20 protein-coding genes and 1 pseudogene are annotated in these 20,940 nt (G+C 66.7%); 9 read left to right on the forward strand and 12 right to left on the reverse strand.

The genetic code is table 11. The features are described from left to right. Positions 1 to 87 precede the first annotated feature (87 nt). Positions 88 to 540, forward strand: coding sequence for a lipocalin-like domain-containing protein (locus DPV79_RS39985; RefSeq protein ID WP_021159771.1), 453 nt, complete (start codon positions 88 to 90; stop codon positions 538 to 540). A gap of 99 nt (positions 541 to 639) precedes the next feature. On the opposite strand, the gene DPV79_RS39990 is transcribed toward DPV79_RS39985, so the two are convergent. After that, positions 640 to 2,934, reverse strand: coding sequence for an AsmA family protein (locus DPV79_RS39990; RefSeq protein WP_113048002.1), 2,295 nt, complete (start codon positions 2,932 to 2,934; stop codon positions 640 to 642). Between the two features lie 152 nt (positions 2,935 to 3,086). Here DPV79_RS39990 and DPV79_RS39995 point away from each other — a divergent pair, with 152 nt between their 5' ends. Further along, positions 3,087 to 3,788, forward strand: coding sequence for an ABC transporter ATP-binding protein (locus DPV79_RS39995; protein ID WP_113048003.1), 702 nt, complete (start codon positions 3,087 to 3,089; stop codon positions 3,786 to 3,788). Beyond that, on the forward strand, positions 3,785 to 4,588 hold the full coding sequence (locus DPV79_RS40000; protein ID WP_021159773.1) for an ABC transporter permease: 804 nt from the start codon (positions 3,785 to 3,787) through the stop codon (positions 4,586 to 4,588). The genes DPV79_RS39995 and DPV79_RS40000 overlap by 4 nt, the downstream gene beginning before the upstream one ends. A gap of 41 nt (positions 4,589 to 4,629) precedes the next feature. Here DPV79_RS40000 and DPV79_RS40005 read toward each other — a convergent pair whose 3' ends face one another. From DPV79_RS40005 to DPV79_RS40020, 3 genes are all read right to left on the reverse strand, one after another. Then, positions 4,630 to 5,103: a PliI family lysozyme inhibitor of I-type lysozyme gene (locus DPV79_RS40005; RefSeq protein ID WP_113048004.1), complete on the reverse strand. Its 474-nt coding sequence runs from the start codon at positions 5,101 to 5,103 to the stop codon at positions 4,630 to 4,632. 250 nt (positions 5,104 to 5,353) lie between these two features. Further along, the gene (locus DPV79_RS40015) at positions 5,354 to 5,905 is read right to left on the reverse strand and encodes a DUF6013 family protein (RefSeq protein ID WP_060155259.1); all 552 of its coding nucleotides are present in this window, start codon (positions 5,903 to 5,905) and stop codon (positions 5,354 to 5,356) included. A 159-nt stretch (positions 5,906 to 6,064) separates the two neighbouring features. Further along, a complete protein-coding gene (locus tag DPV79_RS40020; protein ID WP_027787274.1) occupies positions 6,065 to 7,081 on the reverse strand; it encodes a zinc-binding alcohol dehydrogenase family protein in 1,017 nt (338 codons plus the stop codon). Between the two features lie 122 nt (positions 7,082 to 7,203). Between DPV79_RS40020 and DPV79_RS40025 the strand changes: the two genes are divergently transcribed. After that, positions 7,204 to 8,145 carry a LysR family transcriptional regulator gene (locus DPV79_RS40025; protein ID WP_113048005.1) on the forward strand — a complete coding sequence of 314 codons (942 nt, stop codon included), beginning with the start codon at positions 7,204 to 7,206 and terminating at the stop codon, positions 8,143 to 8,145. Between the two features lie 201 nt (positions 8,146 to 8,346). Further along, positions 8,347 to 9,192, forward strand: a complete 846-nt coding sequence (gene serB / locus DPV79_RS40030; RefSeq protein ID WP_042975202.1) for a phosphoserine phosphatase SerB — start codon at positions 8,347 to 8,349, stop codon at positions 9,190 to 9,192. Positions 9,193 to 9,279: 87 nt separating this feature from the next. Here the strand turns inward: serB and DPV79_RS40035 are convergent, their stop codons facing one another. From DPV79_RS40035 to rimO, 4 genes are all read right to left on the reverse strand, one after another. Further along, positions 9,280 to 10,461, reverse strand: coding sequence for a cystathionine beta-lyase (locus tag DPV79_RS40035; RefSeq protein ID WP_059687985.1), 1,182 nt, complete (start codon positions 10,459 to 10,461; stop codon positions 9,280 to 9,282). A gap of 113 nt (positions 10,462 to 10,574) precedes the next feature. Beyond that, complete coding sequence (locus tag DPV79_RS40040) at positions 10,575 to 11,117, reverse strand: hypothetical protein (protein WP_059675871.1); 543 nt, start codon at positions 11,115 to 11,117, stop codon at positions 10,575 to 10,577. Between the two features lie 89 nt (positions 11,118 to 11,206). Continuing rightward, on the reverse strand, positions 11,207 to 12,133 hold the full coding sequence (locus DPV79_RS40045) for a sugar kinase (RefSeq protein WP_059675870.1): 927 nt from the start codon (positions 12,131 to 12,133) through the stop codon (positions 11,207 to 11,209). A 3-nt stretch (positions 12,134 to 12,136) separates the two neighbouring features. After that, entirely contained in the window at positions 12,137 to 13,498 is a 1,362-nt protein-coding gene (gene rimO, locus DPV79_RS40050; protein WP_021159783.1) for a 30S ribosomal protein S12 methylthiotransferase RimO, read from the reverse strand. A gap of 566 nt (positions 13,499 to 14,064) precedes the next feature. Here rimO and DPV79_RS42390 point away from each other — a divergent pair. The 4 genes from DPV79_RS42390 to DPV79_RS40070 all read left to right on the forward strand — a co-directional run bounded on the left by DPV79_RS42390 (position 14,065) and on the right by DPV79_RS40070 (position 17,860). Continuing rightward, positions 14,065 to 14,586, forward strand: coding sequence for a hypothetical protein (locus DPV79_RS42390; RefSeq protein WP_133295782.1), 522 nt, complete (start codon positions 14,065 to 14,067; stop codon positions 14,584 to 14,586). A gap of 120 nt (positions 14,587 to 14,706) precedes the next feature. Continuing rightward, complete coding sequence (locus DPV79_RS40060; protein WP_059489221.1) at positions 14,707 to 16,008, forward strand: M16 family metallopeptidase; 1,302 nt, start codon at positions 14,707 to 14,709, stop codon at positions 16,006 to 16,008. After that, complete coding sequence (locus DPV79_RS40065; protein WP_113048007.1) at positions 16,005 to 17,351, forward strand: M16 family metallopeptidase; 1,347 nt, start codon at positions 16,005 to 16,007, stop codon at positions 17,349 to 17,351. The genes DPV79_RS40060 and DPV79_RS40065 overlap by 4 nt, the downstream gene beginning before the upstream one ends. 254 nt (positions 17,352 to 17,605) lie before the next feature. Then, on the forward strand, positions 17,606 to 17,860 hold the full coding sequence (locus DPV79_RS40070; RefSeq protein WP_021159790.1) for a hypothetical protein: 255 nt from the start codon (positions 17,606 to 17,608) through the stop codon (positions 17,858 to 17,860). A gap of 64 nt (positions 17,861 to 17,924) precedes the next feature. Here the strand turns inward: DPV79_RS40070 and DPV79_RS40075 are convergent, their stop codons facing one another. The 4 genes and pseudogenes from DPV79_RS40075 to DPV79_RS40090 form a co-directional block, all read right to left on the reverse strand. Next, the gene (locus DPV79_RS40075; RefSeq protein WP_244321892.1) at positions 17,925 to 18,755 is read right to left on the reverse strand and encodes a lysozyme inhibitor LprI family protein; all 831 of its coding nucleotides are present in this window, start codon (positions 18,753 to 18,755) and stop codon (positions 17,925 to 17,927) included. A gap of 418 nt (positions 18,756 to 19,173) precedes the next feature. After that, a complete protein-coding gene (gene phaR / locus DPV79_RS40080; RefSeq protein ID WP_011549704.1) occupies positions 19,174 to 19,740 on the reverse strand; it encodes a polyhydroxyalkanoate synthesis repressor PhaR in 567 nt (188 codons plus the stop codon). Between the two features lie 119 nt (positions 19,741 to 19,859). Then, positions 19,860 to 20,600: a 3-ketoacyl-ACP reductase gene (locus tag DPV79_RS40085; protein ID WP_006491801.1), complete on the reverse strand. Its 741-nt coding sequence runs from the start codon at positions 20,598 to 20,600 to the stop codon at positions 19,860 to 19,862. 134 nt (positions 20,601 to 20,734) lie between these two features. Further along, positions 20,735 to 20,940 (reverse strand): annotated as a pseudogene (locus DPV79_RS40090) (acetyl-CoA C-acetyltransferase); the annotation flags it as partial.

Consider the following 20,940-nt stretch of genomic DNA (forward strand, 5'->3'; position numbering starts at 1 on the left):
GCGTATTCCCGGCCCTCCCGGCCCGCCGCCCGGCGGCCCGTCAACACGACGGCACGCGCTCCACCGCCGTCTCACCGGACCCCCCGCATGCTTGCCAGCCAGCTTCGCGAACAACTCGTCGGCGCATGGCGCCTCGTGTCCTACGAAATCCGCCCGCGCGACGGCAGTACCGTCACCTATCCGCTCGGCCGCGACGCACGCGGCTGGATCCTCTATACGCCCGACGGCTATATGTCCGCCCAGTTGATGGCGGCCGGCCGCCCGCCCTACGCGGACGGCGACCTGCAGGGCGGTAGCGTCGAGGAACGCGCGGCCGCGGCGCACGGCTACATCGCGTATTCCGGCCCCTTTAACGTCGACGACGACGGCACGTTGACTCATGAAATGGACGTCAGCCTGTATCCGAACTGGATCGGCAACGTCCAGCAGCGTGTGGTCAGCCTGGACGGCGACCGGCTGCAACTCGGCACCGCCGAACCGGTACGGATCGGCGGCCGGGAAGTCGAGCCGGTGATCGTCTGGGTACGCGCCGGCCGCTGAGCGCGCCCCTGATGGCGCCCCGCGCGGCCGGCGCTTCGCCGGGCGCGGCAACGACCCCGAACGGCACCGTGGCGCAAGCCGTTCCAGCGGCTGCGTGCGTCACTTGCCGGCTTTCGCGGCCGCTCTTTGCGCGGCCTTCGCGTTGATCTGCCCGAACAACTCCGAGCACGGCACGTCGCGGTTGTTGCTCGGCGCGATCAGCGGAATCAGCGCCGCGAACGGGTTGATCAGCCCGAGCCCGACCATCGCGCCGGCGCGCAGCGCGAGCGCGCCCGCATCGACACCGACCTTCGGATTCTTGAACGTGCCCTTCGCATACAGCGGCGAGCGCAGCGAGAAGATCCGGAAACCCTTCGTATGCGGATGGATCTTCAGGTCGAGCGTTTCGTCGCGCAGGCTGATCGGGCCGTCGACGTTGATCAGCGCATCGTCGGTATCGAGCGCGAACACCTTGGGGTCGAGCATCCCGTTGGTTGCGACGAAATCGATCGCCGCGCAGTTGATCTTCACGTCGTTGTTGCCGAACAGCTTCTCGTAGACGACGTTGGCGACGTTCAGCCCCGCCGCTTCCATCAGCAGGCGGCTGATGCGACCGTCCGTCACGAGCGCCTTCACTTCGCCGGTCGACGTCGCGGCGAGCGCGGCCGGCGAGTTGCCCGTCGCCGACAGCGACGCGTCGCCGTTGATCTCGCCGAGCGCCGACTGCATGACCTTCTGCGTCGGGAACAGTTGCTTGAGCTTCAGGTGCCGCGCGGCCACCGTAAAGCGGCCCTTCAACGGCGCGCCGCTGCCGTCGAGGTGCGCGGTCGTCGCGAGCGTGCCGCCCGCGACGCCGAACTGCAGCGGTTCGAGCGACAGCACGCCGTCCTGCATCACGATGTGCGTGTACAGGTTCGTGATCGGCAGGTTCGAACTCTTGATCAGCTTGCGGCCCGTGAACTTGACGTCCGCGTCGAGCGCGCGCCAGCGATCGGTACGGAACGTCTCGACCGGCAGCACGCGGTCCGGCGGCTGGCGTGTCGTGTCGCCGCGCCTGGCCTTGCTTGCGGCCGTATCCGCGCCGATCACCGGCGCGAGATCCGAGAACTGCAGCAGGTTCGACACGAGCTCGCCCGACAGCTTCGGCCGCGGCTCGCGCTGCTCGTACACCAGCGTGCCGCCAAGATCGCTGCCGCCGACGCGGCCGTTGAAGTTCTCGTAGCGGAACGTGCTCGCGCGTCGCTTGAAGTTGCCGATCAGCCGCCCTTCCGTCGCGTAAGGCGGCGTGTCGGGCAGCGTGATGCCGGTGAGCTGGTAAAGGTGCGACATCGACGTGCCCTGCAGCCACAGCCGCAGGTCGATCGCCGCGAGATGCATCGGATCGGTCAGCGTGCCGACGATCGCGAGCCGCGTGTCGCCGGCCTTCACGTCGGCCTGCAGCGGGAACGGTCGCGACGCATCCTGGATCGCCAGCACGCCGCCGAGCTTGCCGGTACCGCTGATCGGCACGTTCTTGTAGCGGCCGTCGACCTTCAGCCCGAACGCATAGGTCGGGCCGGACGGCTTCGCGGGCGCCGCGGCGCCGCTTGCGCCGGACGCGGCGGCAACCGTCGATGCGGAAGAAGCGGAGGAAGCGGAAGCGGAGGAAGCGGAAGCAGCCGAAGCAACGCGCGAAGCAGCCGAAGCGCCCGGCGCCGATGCCGCACTCGACGCCTCCGCGCCCGACGCAGCTTCCGCGCTGGCCTTCGCGCTCAGTTGCGCGGCGCCGCGCTTGCCGACACGCTGCGCGGATGCCGCGCGCGACGTCTGCTCCTGCTCCTTCAGCACATCGCCGAGGGGAATCGGCTGCCCGAGCGTATCGATCGCGACGGTCAGGTCGGCCTTCGTGATCGCGTCGCGATACGTGACGGTGCCCTTCGCGAAGCCGAAGCTGTCGAGCCGCACTTTCCACGGCGACGGCTGCGACGATTGCTTGAACTGGAAGGTCCACGTGTTGCGGCCGTCGGCGAGCCGCTCGAGGTCGACGGCCGGATTCACGACGTCGATCGACGGGATGACGATTTCATGCGCGAGCAGCGGCAGGATCGCGAGGTCGAAGTGCGCGGCATCGAGCGTGACGAACTTGGGCGTCTTCGCCCAGTCGGGGTTGCCGATCTCGAGTTGCGTGGCCGAGAAGCTCGGCCAGGGCACCCAGGCACGCCAGCCGGTTTCGCCGTCGGGTCGGCGCCAGCCGACCTTGAGATCGCCGTTGATCGCGAACGGGCGGCCGAGTGCGGCACTCACCTGTTCGTTGACCCACGGCTTCGCGCGGTTCCAGTCGAACGCAAAGAGGAAGACGCCGGCCGCCGCGATGAGCACCGCGACGATACCGACGATCCATGCAGCCGATTTGCCGATGGCTCGGGTAAGCGTCATGGCGGTTCCGTTGTTGTTCTGAAATGTCGCCGCACCATGCCGGTCCGCTTGCGTGGACGAACGGCGCACGACACCCGCGGCTTTTCAGTCGGTATTATGACGCACGCCATGGTGACGTTTCGGCGCCATTAACGCTTTTTTTCATTTGTGACATGACAGCCCCCACCGGCCTCATCGATGCGCAGCACATCACGCGGCGCGACGCCAGCAGCGGCAAGACCCTGCTCGCCCCGACCGATTTCAGCCTCGCAGCGGGATCGCGAATTGCTGTCACGGGACCGTCCGGGTCGGGCAAGAGCGTGCTGCTGCGCGCGCTCGCGCTGCTCGATCCGCTTGACGGCGGCCACATCCTGTGGCGCGGCAAACGGATCCGGCGCAGCGCGATCCCGCGTTACCGGCGCAGCGTCGCCTATGTCCGCCAGCGCCCCGCGCAAATGGACGGCACCGTCGAATCGCAGTTGCGTTATCCGTATTTGCTGGCGATCTATCGCGACGTCGCGTTCGATCGCGCGCGCGCCGAAGCGCTCGCCGCGCAGGCCGGCCGCGGCCCCGACTTCCTCGACAAGCGCGCGAGCGACCTGTCGGGCGGCGAAGCCCAGATCGCCGCGCTGCTGCGCGTGCTGCAGCTCGATCCCGACGTGCTGCTGCTCGACGAGCCGACCTCCGCGCTCGATCCCGAATCGGCGCGCGCGATCGAGTCGCTCGTCGGCGCATGGTTCGACGCGGCGCCCGAGGCCCGCGCGTACATGTGGATCTCGCACGATCCCGCCCAGGCCGCACGGATCGGCACGATGCGGCTCGTGATGCAGGCCGGCGTGATACACGCTGCCAACCCGACGGAGGCAACACGATGAGCCCCGCACTGCAGGACCTGAGCCTCGTCGACGTCGGCATCGCCGCCGCGCTCGTCGCGGTCAACGGCGCGATCTCGATGGCACTGTCGCTCGGCCTCGGCCGCAAGCTCGCGCTCGCGGCCGTGCGCACCGTCGTGCAGTTGCTCGCGATCGGCTACGTGCTCGGCTGGGTATTCGGTCATCCTCACTGGTACATCGTGCTGCCGCTCACCGCGCTGATGACCTTGATCGCCGGGTTCGCCGGCGCGGGGCGCGGCAAGCGCACCTACCGCGGCCAGCGCATCGACAGCATCGCGTCGATCTGGTTCAGCAGCTGGTTCGTCGCGGCGGTCGGCCTGTTCGTCGTGATCCGCATCCATCCGTGGTACGCACCGCAATACGCGATTCCGATCCTCGGGATGATTCTCGGCAATACGCTCACGGGCGTGTCGCTCGGCGTCGAGCGGATGATGGAGGAGCTCACGGCGCGCCGCGACCGCGTCGAAACCGCACTCGCGCTCGGCGCGACGCGCTGGGAAGCCGCGCAGGACGCCGCGCGCCAGGCCGTGCGCGCGGGCATGCTGCCGACGCTGAACCAGATGGCCGTCGTCGGCGTCGTGAGCCTGCCGGGAATGATGACGGGCCAGGTGCTGGCCGGCCAGTCGCCGCTGCAGGCCGTGCGCTACCAGATCGTGATCATGTTCCTGATCGCCGCGGCTTCCGCGCTCGGCACCGTCGGCGCGGTGCTGATGACCTATCGCCGGCTGTTCTCGGCGGATCACCGCTTTCTCGCATCGCGGCTCGAGGAACGCGCGCACTGACACGCGAAGTCGCCGCGCGATGCGTTCGCGCGGTTCGCCGGTCAGCGCGCGTCGCGACGCTTGCCGATCGCCTGCCGCAATGCGGCCGCGATGTCCGCGTCCGCTGCGAGCCCGTCGACCGACGCAATGAGCCGCACCGCGCGCGGCGTCGTCACATAGGCCTGCGCGCCGACATAACCGCCGCTGCCGGCCGAGCGTATCGTCACGACGAGCGCCTGCGGCGCCCGCGCACCGAGGTCGGCCGTGAACGCATCGGTAACCGTACCGTCACGCGCATGCAGCGCGCCCGTCACGTAGTCGTCGGTATCGAAGCCGGCGGCGGCATGCGCGGTCGAATACACCCGCACCGCGTAGCTGCCGGTCGAGCAGGGTTCGAGCGCGCCGCTCGACACGACGGCCACCTGCTGCCGGGACGGCAGCTCGACCTTTTTCACGAAACCGCAATCGTCGGCCGCGTGCGCGTGCATGGCAGCGAACGCAATGGCGCACAGCAATGCGCGGATTCGGCATTTCATCGGGATGTCGTTACGGGAAGTGGATGATGCGGGCGAGCATAGCGTGACATTCGCATGACGTCACGCGGGTCGACGCGCGACACCGCCGCATGCCGGGCGGCCGCCATGCCGCTGCCGCAGCACGGCACCGCGAGCGGGTCGCGGGAAAGCATCGTGACGGCGACACGAAACGCTCATGCGCCGCCGGGCCGGCCCGCGCGTCGAATCCGTTGCGCGCGCACCGGTTCCGGCAGCGGCCCGCGCGCGCCGTTCAGCGCTTGATCGACACCGTCACCTTCGTGCCGTCGCTCATCGTGACGGACTTGGAACCGCCGTTGGTCGGGATCGACACCCACTTCACCTGGCTCACCGACGCGACGTCCGGGCATTGCAGCGACTTGCCGCCGGCCGTCACGTTGCGCGTGCCTTTCGGCGCGGCCGCCTGGAAGCTCATCTGCACGTTGGCGACGCCCTTCGCGTCGATCGACGGCGCGAGCCGCACCTGGGTCTGGCGGACCATCGCGCCGTTCGCGTCGCGCGGCAGGCTGTCGGCGTTCGGGCAACCGTCCGGCATCGCGACCGCACCGCTCGGCGGCACCGACTTCCAGTTGAAGTCGTCCGTCTCGCCCGAGCGGATCTTGCGGGTCTCCTGCGTGTTGCCGAAGGTCTTCGATTCGACCTTGACGGTGTATTCGAGCTGTCCGGTGCCGCCGCCCTTCAGGCTGCCCTTGACCGGCGGCGCCGCGAATACGCTCGCGCTGACGCACGCCGCCGCGAACACGACCGACCACGATGCGGCGACTGACAAGCTGCGTTGGCTCATGCTGACCTCCTTGGTATGCGGCGGCACGCGCGTGCCGCGCGGTTTTCGATGCATGATGCGCTGCCAGTCTACCGCCAAGCGGGGTGCAATGCGCCGCAAACGCATCGGGTGTTACCCCGCTTGCGTTCGCGGCGCCGCAACCTTACGCGCGATACCGGCTCAGAAGCCGCTCAGCACGAGCTTGCCGATCGCACGCCCGGCCTCGAGCAGCTGGTGCGCGCGCCGCACGTTCGCGGCATTGATCGTGCCGAGCTGTTCGCCGAGCGTGGTGCGCAGCGTGCCGCCGTCGACGAGCCGCGCGACTTCGCCGAGGATCCGGTGCTGCTCGATCATGTCCGGCGTCTCGAACATCGCACGCGTGAACATGAACTCCCAGTGAAACGCCGCACTTTTCGCCTTCAGCAGTTCGACCGGCACCGGCTTGTCGTTCTCGACGATCGTGCAAATGCCGCCCTGCGGCCGGATTACCTCCGCAGCGGCAGGGAAATGACGATCGGTATCGTTGAAGATCAGCACGTAGTCGACGCTCGGATGCCCGGCCTCGCGCAACTGCGCAGGCAAGTCGCCGAAATGGTCGACCACCGCATCCGCGCCCAGCGCGCGTACCCATTCGGCCGACGCCGGCCGCGACGCGGTCGCGATCACGTGCAGCTTGCCGAGCGCCTTCGCGAGCTGGATCGCGATCGAGCCCACGCCACCCGCGCCGCCGATGATCAGCACCGATTTGCCGGCGTCCGCACCCTGCGGCGACACGCGCAGCCGGTCGAACAGCGCCTCCCACGCGGTCAGTGCGGTGAGCGGCAGCGCGGCCGCCGCGGCGAAATCGAGCGTACGCGGCTTCAGCGCGGCGATCCGCTCGTCGACCGTATGGAATTCGCTGTTCGCGCCGGGCCGCGTGATGCTGCCCGCATAGAACACTTCGTCGCCGGGCCGGAACAACGTGACGTCTGCACCGACCGCGACCACCGTGCCCGCCGCATCCCAGCCGAGCACGCGCGGCGTGTCCTCGACCTGCGGCTTCGGCGCGCGCACCTTCGTGTCCACCGGGTTCACGGAAATCGCCTCGACCTTCACGAGCAGGTCGCGCGGGCCCGGCACGGGCTGCGGCAGCTCCACGTCGAGCAAGGCTTGCGGGTCATCGATCGGCAGATAACGGGTCAGTCCAACGGCCTTCATCACGAAACTCCTTCAGGGAAACCTGGGGGCCGCGGCGCAGCCCCATGAACGTCATCGTAGGCAACCCGATCATTCGAGAAAACCGCTATATTTCCTGAAACATTTTCAGGAAATTCAGAATAATGGCCTCCGATCCGATTCCGGCTCCCGACAAGCCGCTCGACCTGCTCGACGTCGCGCTGTTCGTTCGCGCGGCCCTGCTCGCGAACGTCACCGCGGCCGGGCGCGAATTCGGCGTGTCGGCCGCGGTCGCGAGCGCGCGCATCGCACAACTCGAGCGTCAGCTCGGCGCACGGCTGCTGCACCGCACCACGCGCCGTATCAGCCTCACGCAGGACGGCGAGGTATTCATGGCGCACGCCGACACGCTGCTGTCGGCCGCCGACGCCGCGCGCGCATCGGTCGGCCACGGCCGCACCGAGCCGTACGGGCGGCTGAAGGTGTCGATGTCGTCGTCGTTCGGCCGGCAGCATGTCGCGCCGGTGATTCCCGCATTCCTGCGCCGCTATCCGTCCGTGTCGCTCGACCTGCGGCTGTCGGACGAGATCGTCGACCTGGTCGACGACGGCTACGACGTCGCGATCCGCCTCGGCGCGCTGAAGGATTCGACGCTCGTCGCGCGCAAGCTCGCCGCCAACCGCCGCGTGCTGTGCTGCTCGCCCGCATATCTCGCCGGGCACGGCACGCCGCGCCATCCGGCCGACCTGACGCAGCACGAATGCGTGATCCTCGGCGACCAGCGCGACTGGTCGTTCACGACGCCGCAAGGCCCGCTGACCGTGCGGGTCGGCGGCCGGCTCGTCGCGAGCAATGGCGAGGCGATCCGCGAAGCGCTGGTCGACGGCTTCGGGATCGCGATCAAGTCGACCTGGGACGTCGGCCCGCTGCTCGCGAGCGGCGCGCTCGTCACGATACTCGACGACTATCCGTTCGCCGACGACGTCGCGATCTGGGCCGTCTACCCGAGCCGCACACACGTGCCGCTGAAGACGCTCGCGTTCATCGCGTTCCTGGCCGAGCATTTCGGCGATCCGCCGTACTGGGATCGCGCGGACGGGCGATAGGTGCCTCCGTTCGGCTCGCGCCGCGGGCGTGCCGGTTCGAGTCGGGCCTCAGGAATCGTCCCTGCCGCGACCGCCCGGCCCGGCCAACCGGCTACAATGGCGCGTTCGCGACGCAATGGCCCGCAGTCGAACGGGGCCACGCACGCAGACGGCCGCCCATTGGCCGCGCACGCTTTTCATACGCCTCCCAACCATCCCGTCATGACCCACAACCTCGTCATCCAGAGCCTTGCGCCGCTGTCGGACGCCCATCACAAACCGCTGCTCGCGCTGTCGCGCGGCACCCGCATCGTGCAGACCGACGATCATGCGCTGCGCATCGAAGACGCGAGCCCGGCACAGCGCCTCGACATCGACGCGTACTGCGGCACGCACGCGCTCGACTTCGCGTTCGTCGAGGCCGGCCGCACGCTCGCCGATTTCGGGCTCGCCGTGATGGACATGGATTCGACGCTGATCACGATCGAATGCATCGACGAGATCGCCGATTTCTGCGGGTTGAAAACGCAGGTCGCCGAGATCACCGAAGCGTCGATGCGCGGCGAGATCCGCGACTTCAACGAAAGCCTCACGCGCCGCGTCGCGCTGCTGGCCGGGCTCGACGCGCACGCGCTCGAACGCGTGTACGAGGAACGGCTGCAACTGACACCGGGCGCCGAGACGATGCTCGCCGGCGTGAAGGCCGCCGGCATGAAGACGCTGCTCGTGTCGGGCGGCTTCACGTTCTTCACCGAGCGGCTGAAGGCGCGCCTCGGCCTCGACTACGCGCATGCGAACACGCTCGAGATCGTCGACGGCAAGCTGACCGGCAAGGTGCTCGGCGAGATCGTCAACGCCGACGTGAAGGCGCGCCTGCTGCGCGAGACGTGCGCGTCGCTCGGCCTCGAGCCGAGCCGCGCGATCGCGATGGGCGACGGGTCGAACGACCTGAAGATGATGGCCGAAGCCGGGCTGTCGGTCGCGTACCACGCGAAACCCGTCGTGCGCGACGCGGCGACGGTCGCGTTCGATCACGTCGGCCTCGACGGGCTGCTGCGGCTGTTCTGATCCTGCCGCGCGTCAAATGAAAAACGCCGGCGCGATGTTGCTTCGCGCCGGCGTTTTGTCGTGCCGGGGAACCTGACCGGCCGGCGATCAGCCGAGTGCGGCCTGCATCGCGCGTTCGATGTCCGCGCGCAGGTCGGCTTCGTCTTCCAGGCCGACATAAAAACGCACCAGCGTGCCGCGATGCGGCCAGTCCGAACGCATCGACGCGACGTCGTAAGGCATCGCAAGGCTGCATGCGCCGCCCCAGCTCCAGCCGATCGCGAACAGTTCGAGCGACTCGACGAAGCGGTCGACCTGCTCCGCGCTGTAGCGTTCGTCGAACACCACCGAGAACAGCCCGCCCGCGCCGGTGAAATCGCGCATGAACGACGCGTGCCCCGGGCAATCGGCCATCTGCGGATGCAGCACCGACGCAATCTCCGGCCGCGCCTTCAGCCATTGCGCCAGCGCGAGCGCGCTCTTGCCGTGCGCGTCGAAGCGCACCTGCATGCTCGGCAGGCTGCGCAGCACGAGCGAGCAATCGTCGACCGACACGCCGATCCCGCAGCGCATCCGCGCGAGCTTCAGCTTCGCCTGCAGGTCGGCGCTCGCGGTGATCGTCGCGCCCATCAGCACGTCGCTGCCGCCCGACTGGTATTTGGTCAGCGCCTGCACCGAGATATCGACGCCGTGCTCGAACGGCTTGAACGCGAGCCCGGCCGAAAAGGTGTTGTCGATCGCGGTGACGATGCCGCGCGCCTTCGCGGCCGCCGTGATCGCCTGCACGTCGGGCACTTCCATCGTCACCGAGCCGGGCGCCTCGATCCAGATCAGCCGCGTGTTCGGCTGGATCAGGTCGGCGATGCCGGCACCGACGAGCGGATCGTAGTAGCGCGCGGTGATGCCGAAATCCTTCGCGAGCCAGTTGCCGAAATCGGCGTTCGGCCCGTACACGTTGTGCGGAATCAGCACGTCGTCTCCGGCTTTCACGATCCCGAAATAGACGTTCATGATCGCCGCGAGGCCCGACGGCTGCAGCAGCGCATGCGTGCCGCCCTCGATCTCGGCAAGCCGCTGCGCGAGCGCGAGCGACGTCGGCGTCGAATGCAGCCCGTAGCGCCACTGGTTGTCGTTGTGCCAGACGAGCGCACGCATCGTCGCGAGATCGGGGAACACGACCGTCGACGCGCGCGCGACCGGCGGCACGAACGAACGGAAACCTTCCGGGATCACGTCGTCGGGTTGAACGATGCGGGTTTGCAGCGCGCGCTTGGGAGTGGATGCAGTCATGACAGGAAGCCGGGCACGAGGCCGTTCGGTTGCGGAATAAGTCGCCAGATTAGCCAAAATCGGCACGATTGGCCCGGTACAATGCGCGCCGCGCGCGCCGAGCCAGCGCGGGTTCAGTTGTCGGTGCGCAGATTGACGACGCCGCCCACCGTCTCGATTTCCTGCACGCGGCCGTCGCGCACCTGTAGCGCCGCGCGCTTGCCCGGCGCGAGACGCAGCACGACGGGCTGCGGATCCGACTCGTCCGAGTTCATCCGGTCGGCCTTCAGGGTGCCAGTCGCGTCGAAGCGGCCGATCCACACGCCCGTGATGTTCGTGCCGTCGTTCGATTCCTCGATTTCAAGCGTGTCGCCGTCGCGATCGCCCGCGAGCAGTACGACCTCGCCCGTATCGGCGAACTGGTATTCGCCGTGCACGCCTTCTTCGTCCGTCTTCGGGCCGAGATGCACGACGATCGGGCGGTCGCCGAGCGTGCCTTCGTAGCGCGGCAGGCGGGCAAACTCCGGATTCGGCTTCAGCGGCCGCGCCGGTGCCGGTTCGTCCTGCTGCACGCCCGGCGCGACAGCCTGCGCCGCGACAACGCCCGGCATCGCCATGCCCGCCGCCAGCGCGCCCGCGACGACGAGCGCCCGTTGCCATTGCGAATATCGACCCACCTTGTGTTGCTCCTTGCTTCAGATTCGCTCGTAAATTGCGGCGATGCGCTGGCCGTCATACGGGGCCGCGGCCGCGCGCGTACTTTGCATCAGCCTTGCATCAGGCGTTCCACCGCCTCGCGCTGCGGAATCGGCGCGACCGCGCCGTAGCCCGTCGTCGACAATGCCGCCGCGGCGTTCGCATAACGCGCTGCCGCGAACGGATCGTCGCCCGCGACGATCCGCGCGACGAAGGCACCGCCGAAGCAGTCGCCCGCGCCCGTCGCGTCGACGGCTTCGACCGCGAAACCCGGCACGACGCGCCGCTCGTTCGGCGTCGCCACGTAGGCGCCTTCCTTGCCGAGCTTCAGCGCAACGACCTGCGGCCCGTGTTCAAGCATCGCGTCGACGATCGCGTCGCGATCGTTCGCGCCCGTGATTGCCGTCACGTCGTCCCAGCTGGGCAGGCAGATATCCGTCTGGCGCAGCGCCTCGCGCATCACCGCGCGGGCGCGCGGCAGCGGCCACAGCTTCAGGCGCAGGTTCGTGTCGAAGCTGACCTTCGCACCGTTGCGGCGCGCGTGGTCGATCGCCGCGAACGCGGCGTCGCACGCGGCCGTGCTGATCGCGAGGCTGATGCCCGACAGGTGCACCGCCTTCGCGGCGGCCAGTGCGTCGAGCGGCAGGTCGCCTGCCGCATAGCGGCTCGCCGCCGAGCCGGCGCGCAGATAGTCGAACTGGTGGCCGTCGGCGCCGTGCGTGACGAAATACACGCCGGTCGGCGCCGTGCGATCGATCCGCACGTACGTCGTGTCGACGCGTTCCGCGCGCCACATGTCGGCCAGCAGCCGGCCGAACGGATCGTCGCCGATCGCCGACACGAAACCCGTCGACGCGCCCTGGCGCGCCGCGGCGATGCAGAAGTTCGACGTGTCGCCGCCGAAGCCCTGCAGGAATTCAGGCCGGCCCGGCTGCGACTGGTTGAATTCGATCATCGCTTCGCCGAGCGCGAGGATCTCCGGGAATGCGGCGGCCATCGCTTATACCTCGCCCCACAGATCGTGGCCGTCGGCGCCCGTGATCTTCACAGACACGAAATCGCCGACCTTGTAGCGCTTCGAGGCCTTCGCCGCCGGCTCGACATAGACCACGCCGTCGATCTCCGGCGCATCGGCCGCCGTGCGGCCGATCCCGCCTTCCTCGCTGACTTCGTCGATCAGCACCTTGAGGGTCTTGCCGACCTTGCGCTGAATGCGGTTCGCCGACACTTCCTCGGCGACTTCCATGAAGCGTGCGCGACGTTCCTCGCGAACCTCATCCGGCAGCGCGCCGTCGAGTTCGTTTGCCGTCGCGCCTTCGACCGGCGAATACGCGAAGCAGCCGACGCGATCGAGTTCCGCCTCGCGGATGAAGTCGAGCAGCGTTTCGAACTGCTCTTCCGTCTCGCCGGGGAAGCCCGCGATGAACGTGCTGCGGATCGTCAGGTCCGGGCAGATCTCGCGCCACTTCTGCACGCGCTCGAGCACCTTCTCGGCGTTCGCCGGACGCTTCATGCGCTTCAGCACTTCGGGGTGCGCGTGCTGGAACGGCACGTCGAGATACGGCAGCACGTGGCCCTTGAACGGACCTTCGGCCATCAGCGGAATCACTTCGTCGACGCTCGGGTACGGGTACACGTAGTGCAGGCGCACCCATGCGCCGTACTGTGCCGCGAGTTCGCCGAGCGCGGCGACCAGGTCGGTCATGCGCGTCTTGATCGGCTTGCCGTTCCAGAAGCCCGTGCGGTACTTCACGTCGACGCCGTACGCGCTCGTGTCCTGCGAGATCACGAGCAGTTCCTTCACGCCCGACTTGAACAGGTTCTCGGCTTCCAGCATCACTTCGGCGACCGGACGCGACACGAGATCGCCGCGCATCGACGGGATGATGCAGAACGTGCAGCGATGGTTGCAGCCTTCGGAGATCTTCAGGTACGCGTAGTGGCGCGGCGTGAGCTTGATGCCGGCCGCCGGCACGAGGTCGGTGAACGGGTCGTGCGGCTTCGGCAGGTGCGAATGCACGGCCTGCATCACTTCGCCCACCGCGTGCGGGCCGGTGACGGCGAGCACCTTCGGGTGGACTTCCTCGATCAGGTTCGAGCCGCTGGCGCTCGACTTCGCGCCGAGACAGCCGGTGACGATCACCTTGCCGTTCTCGGTCAGCGCTTCGCCGATCGCGTCGAGGCTTTCCTGCACGGCTTCGTCGATGAAGCCGCAGGTGTTCACGACGACGAGGTCGGCGCCGTCGTAGGTGCCGGAGATTTCATAACCTTCGGCACGCAGTTGCGTGATGATCTGTTCGGAATCGACGAGGGCTTTCGGGCACCCGAGGGATACGAACCCTACTTTGGGGGAGTGGGACATCTGGAATGTGGGGGCGTGGCAGCAAAAGCGTGAGTTTACAGCGATTTAGGGTTCGGCGAAGCAAAACAGGCGGCCGGCAACGGCATCGACCGTCAAATCGGATGCACGCCCCGCCAGCGGCCCGTCATGCAAGGCAGTTCGATATGCCCCTTTCATTTTGAAGCAACGCATTGCCGTCCGATCGGCGCGCGACGCCCAAACAATGGAATTCGATGCGCTGAGAGCGCCACGCCTCCCTCCGATCCCGGTGTGCTTCAATCGCGGGCTTTCGGCCGAAAGGACCGCGAAACGCAGCCTGCGTTCACAATCTCTCACGGGCCGGTCGTGCCGACGAATACGCCGGTTCTGCCCCAAGAATTCGAACTCGTCTCATTTCACGATGATGGAGCGCGAAGTAGCATCGCACCTGAGCCTCCCTGCCCCCGCCTGCATTGTCACGTGGGGTCGAATTTGGCTCACCAGTTCGCAATGGGGCCGCGCTGCCTTCGATGTCACGACGTCGAGCCGCACGAGCCTGTCGATTGCGGTCGTGCGTCGATCGCCCTTACCCTGGAACGGGATGCCGAATGAAGGTCGCCACCTTGCGCGTGCTCGCGCGCCGACTTGCGATGTTGGTTTCCGTACCGGCCTCGATAAACACCGAAGCCGCCACGCCCCCGATGGCGGAACCGGCAACGCAGCATACCACCCGAGTCAACGCGGGCCGTCGGCCTCCGAACTTCCTTGCTTGCGACAGACTGCCCAGTCGTGCCTCCATTGCCATCACGCCCGACCGGAGCACCGGCGACGGGTCCCGATTTTCCGCCGGTGCGTCAGCGTCGAACGGTCCCCTGCCTGCGTTGTTTGCCGCCAGCCCCCAGAGCGATGCGCCATCGAACAAGTCCAAGCCCGACAATCGCTTTCAGGTGATCTGCACATTCAAAGGAGATCGCGCCGTCTGTCGCTACGCATCGGCGGTCAAACAGCGCATGACCGTCAACGAGCGCATCACGGCATTGATGTCCCCGCCATACGCCATCGGTCAACGCGCATCGGAAAATATGAAAAACTTCACGTTCGCCACGCTCGACGCATGGCAGGTCAACTGACCGCCGAGCCGGCGCCCCATCTCCCGCGTTCATCCTGCCCACACCAAAGGACGTTCCATGTCAGTACGACGTTTGATATGCACCGGGCTCTCACTGTGCCTGTTGATTGCAGGCACGGCGATGGCCCAACCCGTCGAGGTAGCGGGCTTTACCCACGTCCGCTCCCTGGGCGGTATCGACGAATACCGTCTGGATGCCAATGGTCTCACCGTGCTTGCCCTGCCCGACCCGGCAGCGACGGTAGTCAGTTTCCAGGTGTTGTACCAAGTGGGTTCACGCAACGAAGCCACCGGCACGACCGGCGACACCCACCTGCTGGAGCACCTGATGTTCAAGGGCAGCCGCCACTACAACACGGCGCTCGGCAACTCATTGAACAGCTACATGGAGCGAGTGGGCGCGACCTTCAACGCAACCACCTCGACGGACCGCACCAACTACTTCGGCACGCTCGGTCGCGACGCGCTGGAAGGCTACATCGCCATCGAGGCCGACCGCATGCGCAACCTCCTGCTGCGCCCGGAAGATCTGGCCAGCGAGATGACGGTGGTGCGTAACGAGTACGAGCGGGGCGAAAACAGTCCTTTCACCGCATTGTTCCAGCAGGTCATGGCCACTGCTTACCAGGCGCACCCCTATCACCATCCCACCATTGGCTGGCGCAGCGACATCGAGCATGCGAGCGTGGACAAGCTGCGCCGTTTCTACGACACCTTCTACTGGCCGGACAACGCAGTCGTCATCCTGGTCGGCGATTTTCGGCCGGACCAGGCGTTGGGCTGGGTCAGGCAGTACTACAGCGGCATCCCGCGCGCGCCCCAGGCCATCCCCGCTGTCACGACCGAGGAACCTCCGCAGCAGGGGCCGCGAAGGCTGGTGCTCAAGCGCGCCGGCGCAACAGGCAATCTGATCATTGCCTTCAAGGCGCCGCGCGCGCTTGATCCCGATGCGCCGGCCCTGACCGTACTGGGCCTGGTATTGAGCCAGGGCAAGAGCAGCCCGCTGTATCGCGCACTGGTTGACACTGCGATTGCCACGCATGCCGGCGCCAGTTTCCACGCGCTGCGCGACCCCGGTCCGTTCGTGGTGACGGTCAGCCTGCCGCCCGACGCGAAACACGAGCAGGCCGAAAAAATCGCCTGGACCGAACTGGAGCGCATCAAGACCGAGGGCGTCACTCGCGAGGATATCCAGCGGGTGCTGGGGCCTTATCGGGCCGATCAGATCTACCAGCGTGACGGCGTCAGCCTGACGTCCGCCCGACTGGGCAACGCGGCCTCGCTGGGCGACTGGACACGGTTCGTCACCGAGCTTGAAGAACTGGAGAAGGTAACGCCCGCCGACGTGCAGCGCGTCGCCCGCAAGTACCTCATCGAAAACCAGAGCACGACCGGCTGGTTCGTCCCGGAGAAATCTTCATGAAGCATGTTCGTTTCAATCATCTGCGGACTTGGTTCGTGTGGTTCGCCGTGCTGTGGCTGCCTGTTGCGGCTCAGGCCGGCATCGCCGACCGCGTCGTGCGCACCCAGGCCGGCAGCATCGCGCTGCTGACCTATCCGATGTCGCCGCATGAAATGGTGTCCCTGGTCGGCGTCATGCCCCTGGGCGACGCCGACGCGGCCAGCAAGACAGCCAATCCGGCCGTGCCCCTGCTGACCGGCATGTTGCTGCAGGAAGGCAGCGCCCGTCGCGACAAGGTGACGATCTCCGCGCTGCTGGACAGCCTGGGCGCGCAGTTGTCATTCCAGTCCGACGGAGGTTACGTCGGCATACGTGGCCAATGCCTGACCAAGGATCTGCCGACGCTGATCGACCTGATGGCTGACCAGTTGCGCCAGCCAGCCTTCAGGCCTGAGGAACTGGCCAAGGCCAAGACCCGGCTGGAGGCCGCGGTCCGCAACGCCGGAGAAAACCCGTCGGTCCGGGCCACCGAGGCGCTGTATCGGTCCATCTACCCCGACTCGCACCTCAACGCCCCGGTGCCGCGCGAGCGGATGCTCGAGGCCATTGCCGCTGCCACGCTGGACGATATCAAGGCGTTTCATCGAACCTACTACGGACCGGCACATATGACGCTGGTGGTAGTGGGTGGAGCGGACCCGGGACGCCTGCAATCCACGGTAACCGAGGCCTTCGCGGGCTGGAGCGGTGGCAAGGCCCTCGTGCGACAGAGTCCGCCACCCAAGGCGAGCCAGGCCGACACGCAGCGAATCGCGATGAAGGACAAGGCATCCATCAGCGTGATGCTGGGTCAGGCCATCGACCTGCGCGCGAACGATGCCGACTACCTGCCCCTCAGCGCTGCCGTCAACATCCTGGGCAACGGCTTCACCGGCCGGTTGATGGCAGGGGTCCGAGACAAGGAAGGCCTCACCTACGGCATCCGTGCCAGCCTGTCCGGGCTCTCCCTGATGGACGGCGGATTCTTCATCGCCAGCAGCTTCGCCCCGCCCCTGCTGGACAAGGGCATTGCCAGCACGCGCCGCATTCTGGATGTCTGGTGGAAACAGGGCATCACCCAGGCGGAACTGGATGCACGCAAGGACGGCATGATCGGTCGCCATCAAGTCGCGATGGAAACCACCGGCCAGATGGCCGCCATGATCGCCCAGACGGTGCTCCAGGATCGCCCGCTGAGTGACCTGGACACCTATTCCGAGCGCATCCGCGCGTTGACCGTCGAGCAGGTCAACACCGCCATCCGCGCATACCTGGACCCCGCCAAGATGACGTTGGTGGAAGCCGGTACGTTTGCAGGGAAATAACGCCGCCTCGCTTCGTTCCGCGCCGCCCGGCTTCGGCCGGGCCGCTGCCATCGTACTGTCACGTTTATCCAGCGGGAGGCTCGCTGCAGGGCTCGCGAGAAAATCCTCGACGAACGCGTGTTCCGGCGAGCCGGAGCCCGGCGGGCCAGCACGATCCGCAAGCACTGGTGCACGACAATCGCTCCGGAAGCGAACCGCCATTATGCGAGAATCGGAACCTCCAACCGCTTCAATCCACCCACGACGGGGCCTGCATGACCACCCACATCACGATCGAATTCACCGAACACGCAGCAGAGGCCATCGGAGAACAAACCAGCACCAGCTTTTCCTACGATCAAGGCGGGCACGTACCGCAACCGGGCGATTTCGTCGAACTCGAGAATTCGCGCCAGACGTTTCTCGTGATCGGCCGCGTGTTTTCGCTCAAGGCCAACTACAGCGCCGTCAAGCTCGTGCTCGACCTCCCACCGTCGGACGACGATCAGGACTACGGTACGGCGCACTGAACGACGACAAGAAATGAAAATGGCCCGCCATGGCGGGCCTTGCTGGAACACGAAACGCCATACGTCACCGCGCATCAGGAAACACCGACGCAGTCAGACACCGCTCAAACCACACCGCATCGTCTCCGTCGCCGATCGGCCACATTTCCGCATCAAGTTGCGGCAAACCGATTGCCGGAGCGGACGCACGCTTATCGTCACCGGACACCCCCGCACGCATCCAACCCGATTGCGCGCCCCCGTTATCGCACGCACGCCCATGCGCCTGTGCCTCGCAGAACGCCACCGGGCGCGCCCGCCCGCCATCGGCCGCGCTCACCGAGCGGTACTGATAAACCGCGCCGGTCGCCCAGTCCTCGCTCTGGCTGCAGATGCGCGTGCGATTCTGCACGTGCACCGCGCCGAAACACGCATACGAAACGTGCGCGCCGCTCGCATCGTCGGGGATGAAATCGCAGTTGCCATCGAAACCGGTCAACGGACCGCCCGTGAATTTCGCGAGCCACTGGCGTTCGGCCAGTGCTCGCGCGATGAGGCCTTTACCGGACTGATCCGCCAGCTCGGCGCTGCGTCGGTCGATTGCCTTGCGCACTTCATTGACTGCCAGCGGATGGCCGTCATAATCGGCATCGAGACGGTTGTTGCGCGCGGCGATCCAGCGGCGCTGGCTGCGCACGAGCATGTCGCGAATAGCCGCGTCCGGCGCGACCTTCAGCGCGCCCGCATAAGCCGAATTCATTCGCGCATCGGCTGCCCGCAGCGCGGGGCTCGTGCAGATGCGCTTCTCGACGGGTTGCGCGGCCTTCGTGCAATCCAGCGCCAGCGCCGGCAAGGCCAAACCCACCCCACACATGAACACCGAAGCAAGACCGGCCAGCCTGACGGTCGATGCCATCCGAATCCTTCGCATGCGCTCTCTCAGTTAGTTTGTTGTTGTCGGTCGCATCGGATCGACGCGGCATCGCCTCTCTCGCGTGCCCGGAACCGGTACCGCGCGTTGCCGTGCAGCGCCGCTCCGGGTGCGACAGGCACACACCCGCACCGGGTCGAACACATGCCCTCGAGCGCAACGTGCCCCGGCTTTCATTCACTGGTGACTGGATTTCGATCGACCGGACAATGGTCATACCCGCACCGTACACGGCGCGAGTGTGTCGAGCCGACGATCACGAACGATCGTCGGCGATGTCTTCCGGCAGGCGGCAGCCACGCATCGTTGTGCCCGGGCACCCGATCGGCCGACCCGCGCCGCCCTGCTTCGCGGCGCCGACGCCCGACGGCTCGCGCCGCCGCGGCCGGCCTGCCGCGAATCGCTACTTCTTCTCCGGCTCCGGCGCGCCCGGCTGCTTGAACGGGAACGTGCTGAACATCGACTTCGCCTGGTTCTGCATCTGCTCCTGCATCTGCACGAACATGTTCTTCGACTGCTCGATGTAGCTCGTCATCATCCCTTGCATCATCGGCGCCTGCATGTTCATGAACTGCGACCAGACTTCCGGATTCATCGCGTTGCCTTCGTACAGGTTCTTCGATTGATCCGCGAGCTTGTTCTGGATGTCGATGAACGCCTGGATGTTCTTTTCCAGGTACGTGCCCATCATGCCCTGCATCGCATGACCGTAGAAACGGATGATCTGCGACAGCATCGACGACGAGAACATCGGCACGCCACCGCTTTCCTCTTCGAGGATGATCTGCAGGAGAATGCTGCGCGTCAGGTCTTCGTTGGATTTCGCATCGACGACCTTGAAATCCTCCTGCTCCAGCACGAGCTGCTTCACGTCGGTCAGCGTAATGTACGTGCTTGTCTCTGTATCGTAGAGCCGGCGGTTCGGGTACTTCTTGATGAGCCGTTCGGCCGTCTTCTTTGTAGTAGTCATGTAACGCCTTTGAGTGCAGCGTAGCGCAAGTGACGAATCCCCGCCGCCCGAATCCGGGAGGCGGGGGCCTTCGGAAAACGCCCGGCTGCGCGGCCACCCGGCCCGCGCAGCGCGGACGCTCAGCCCATGTGCAGGCCGCCGTTCAGCGAGAAGTCGGCGCCGGTCGCGAAACCGGAATCGTTCGACGCGAGCCACGCGACGATCGAGCCGATTTCCTCGGGGCCGCCAAGACGCCGCACCGGGATCGTCGCGACGATCTTCTCGAGCACGTCGGGGCGGATCGCCTTCACCATGTCGGTGCCGATGTAGCCCGGCGACACGGTATTGACCGTCACGCCCTTCGTCGCGACTTCCTGTGCGAGCGACATCGTGAAGCCGTGGATACCGGCCTTCGCGGTCGAATAGTTCGTCTGGCCGAATTGCCCTTTCTGGCCGTTCACCGACGAAATGTTGATGATGCGGCCCCAGCCACGTTCAACCATCCCGTCGATCACCTGCTTCGTCACGTTGAACAGGCTCGTCAGGTTGGTGTCGATCACGGCGGTCCAGTCTTCGTGCGTCATCTTGCGGAACACGACGTCGCGCGTGATACCCGCGTTGTTGACCAGCACGTCGATCTCGCCGACTTCAGCCTTGACCTTGTCGAACGCTTCCTTGGTCGAGTCCCAGTCGCCGACGTTGCCTTCCGATGCGATGAAATCGTACCCGAGCGCCTTCTGGTCCTCGAGCCATTTCACCCGGCGCGGCGAGTTCGGGCCGCAGCCTGCGACCACCTTGAAGCCGTCTTTCGACAGGCGCTGGCAGATGCTGGTGCCGATGCCGCCCATCCCGCCCGTTACGTACGCAATTCGCTGAGACATAAATCTCACTCCATTTTTTGGTTTCGAGAGCTGCCGGAGCCCCCTCTGACTTCACGTGACGCCGGCCGAAGCCGCAATCGGCCGGCGCACGGATTCGGTTCGCCGGTGGCGAACGGCCGATTACGAACGGCCTGTTACGGACGCTCGACCGCGAGCGCGACGCCCATCCCGCCGCCGATGCACAGCGACGCCAGCCCGCGCTTCGCGTCGCGTTTCTGCATTTCATGCAGCAGCGTCACCAGGATCCGGCAGCCCGACGCGCCGATCGGGTGACCGATCGCGATCGCCCCGCCGTTCACGTTCACCTTCGACGTGTCCCAGCCCATCTGCTTGTGCACCG

Origin of the sequence: Burkholderia reimsis, assembly GCF_003294055.1 — a bacterium.
In the GTDB taxonomy this organism is placed as follows: domain Bacteria; phylum Pseudomonadota; class Gammaproteobacteria; order Burkholderiales; family Burkholderiaceae; genus Burkholderia; species Burkholderia cepacia.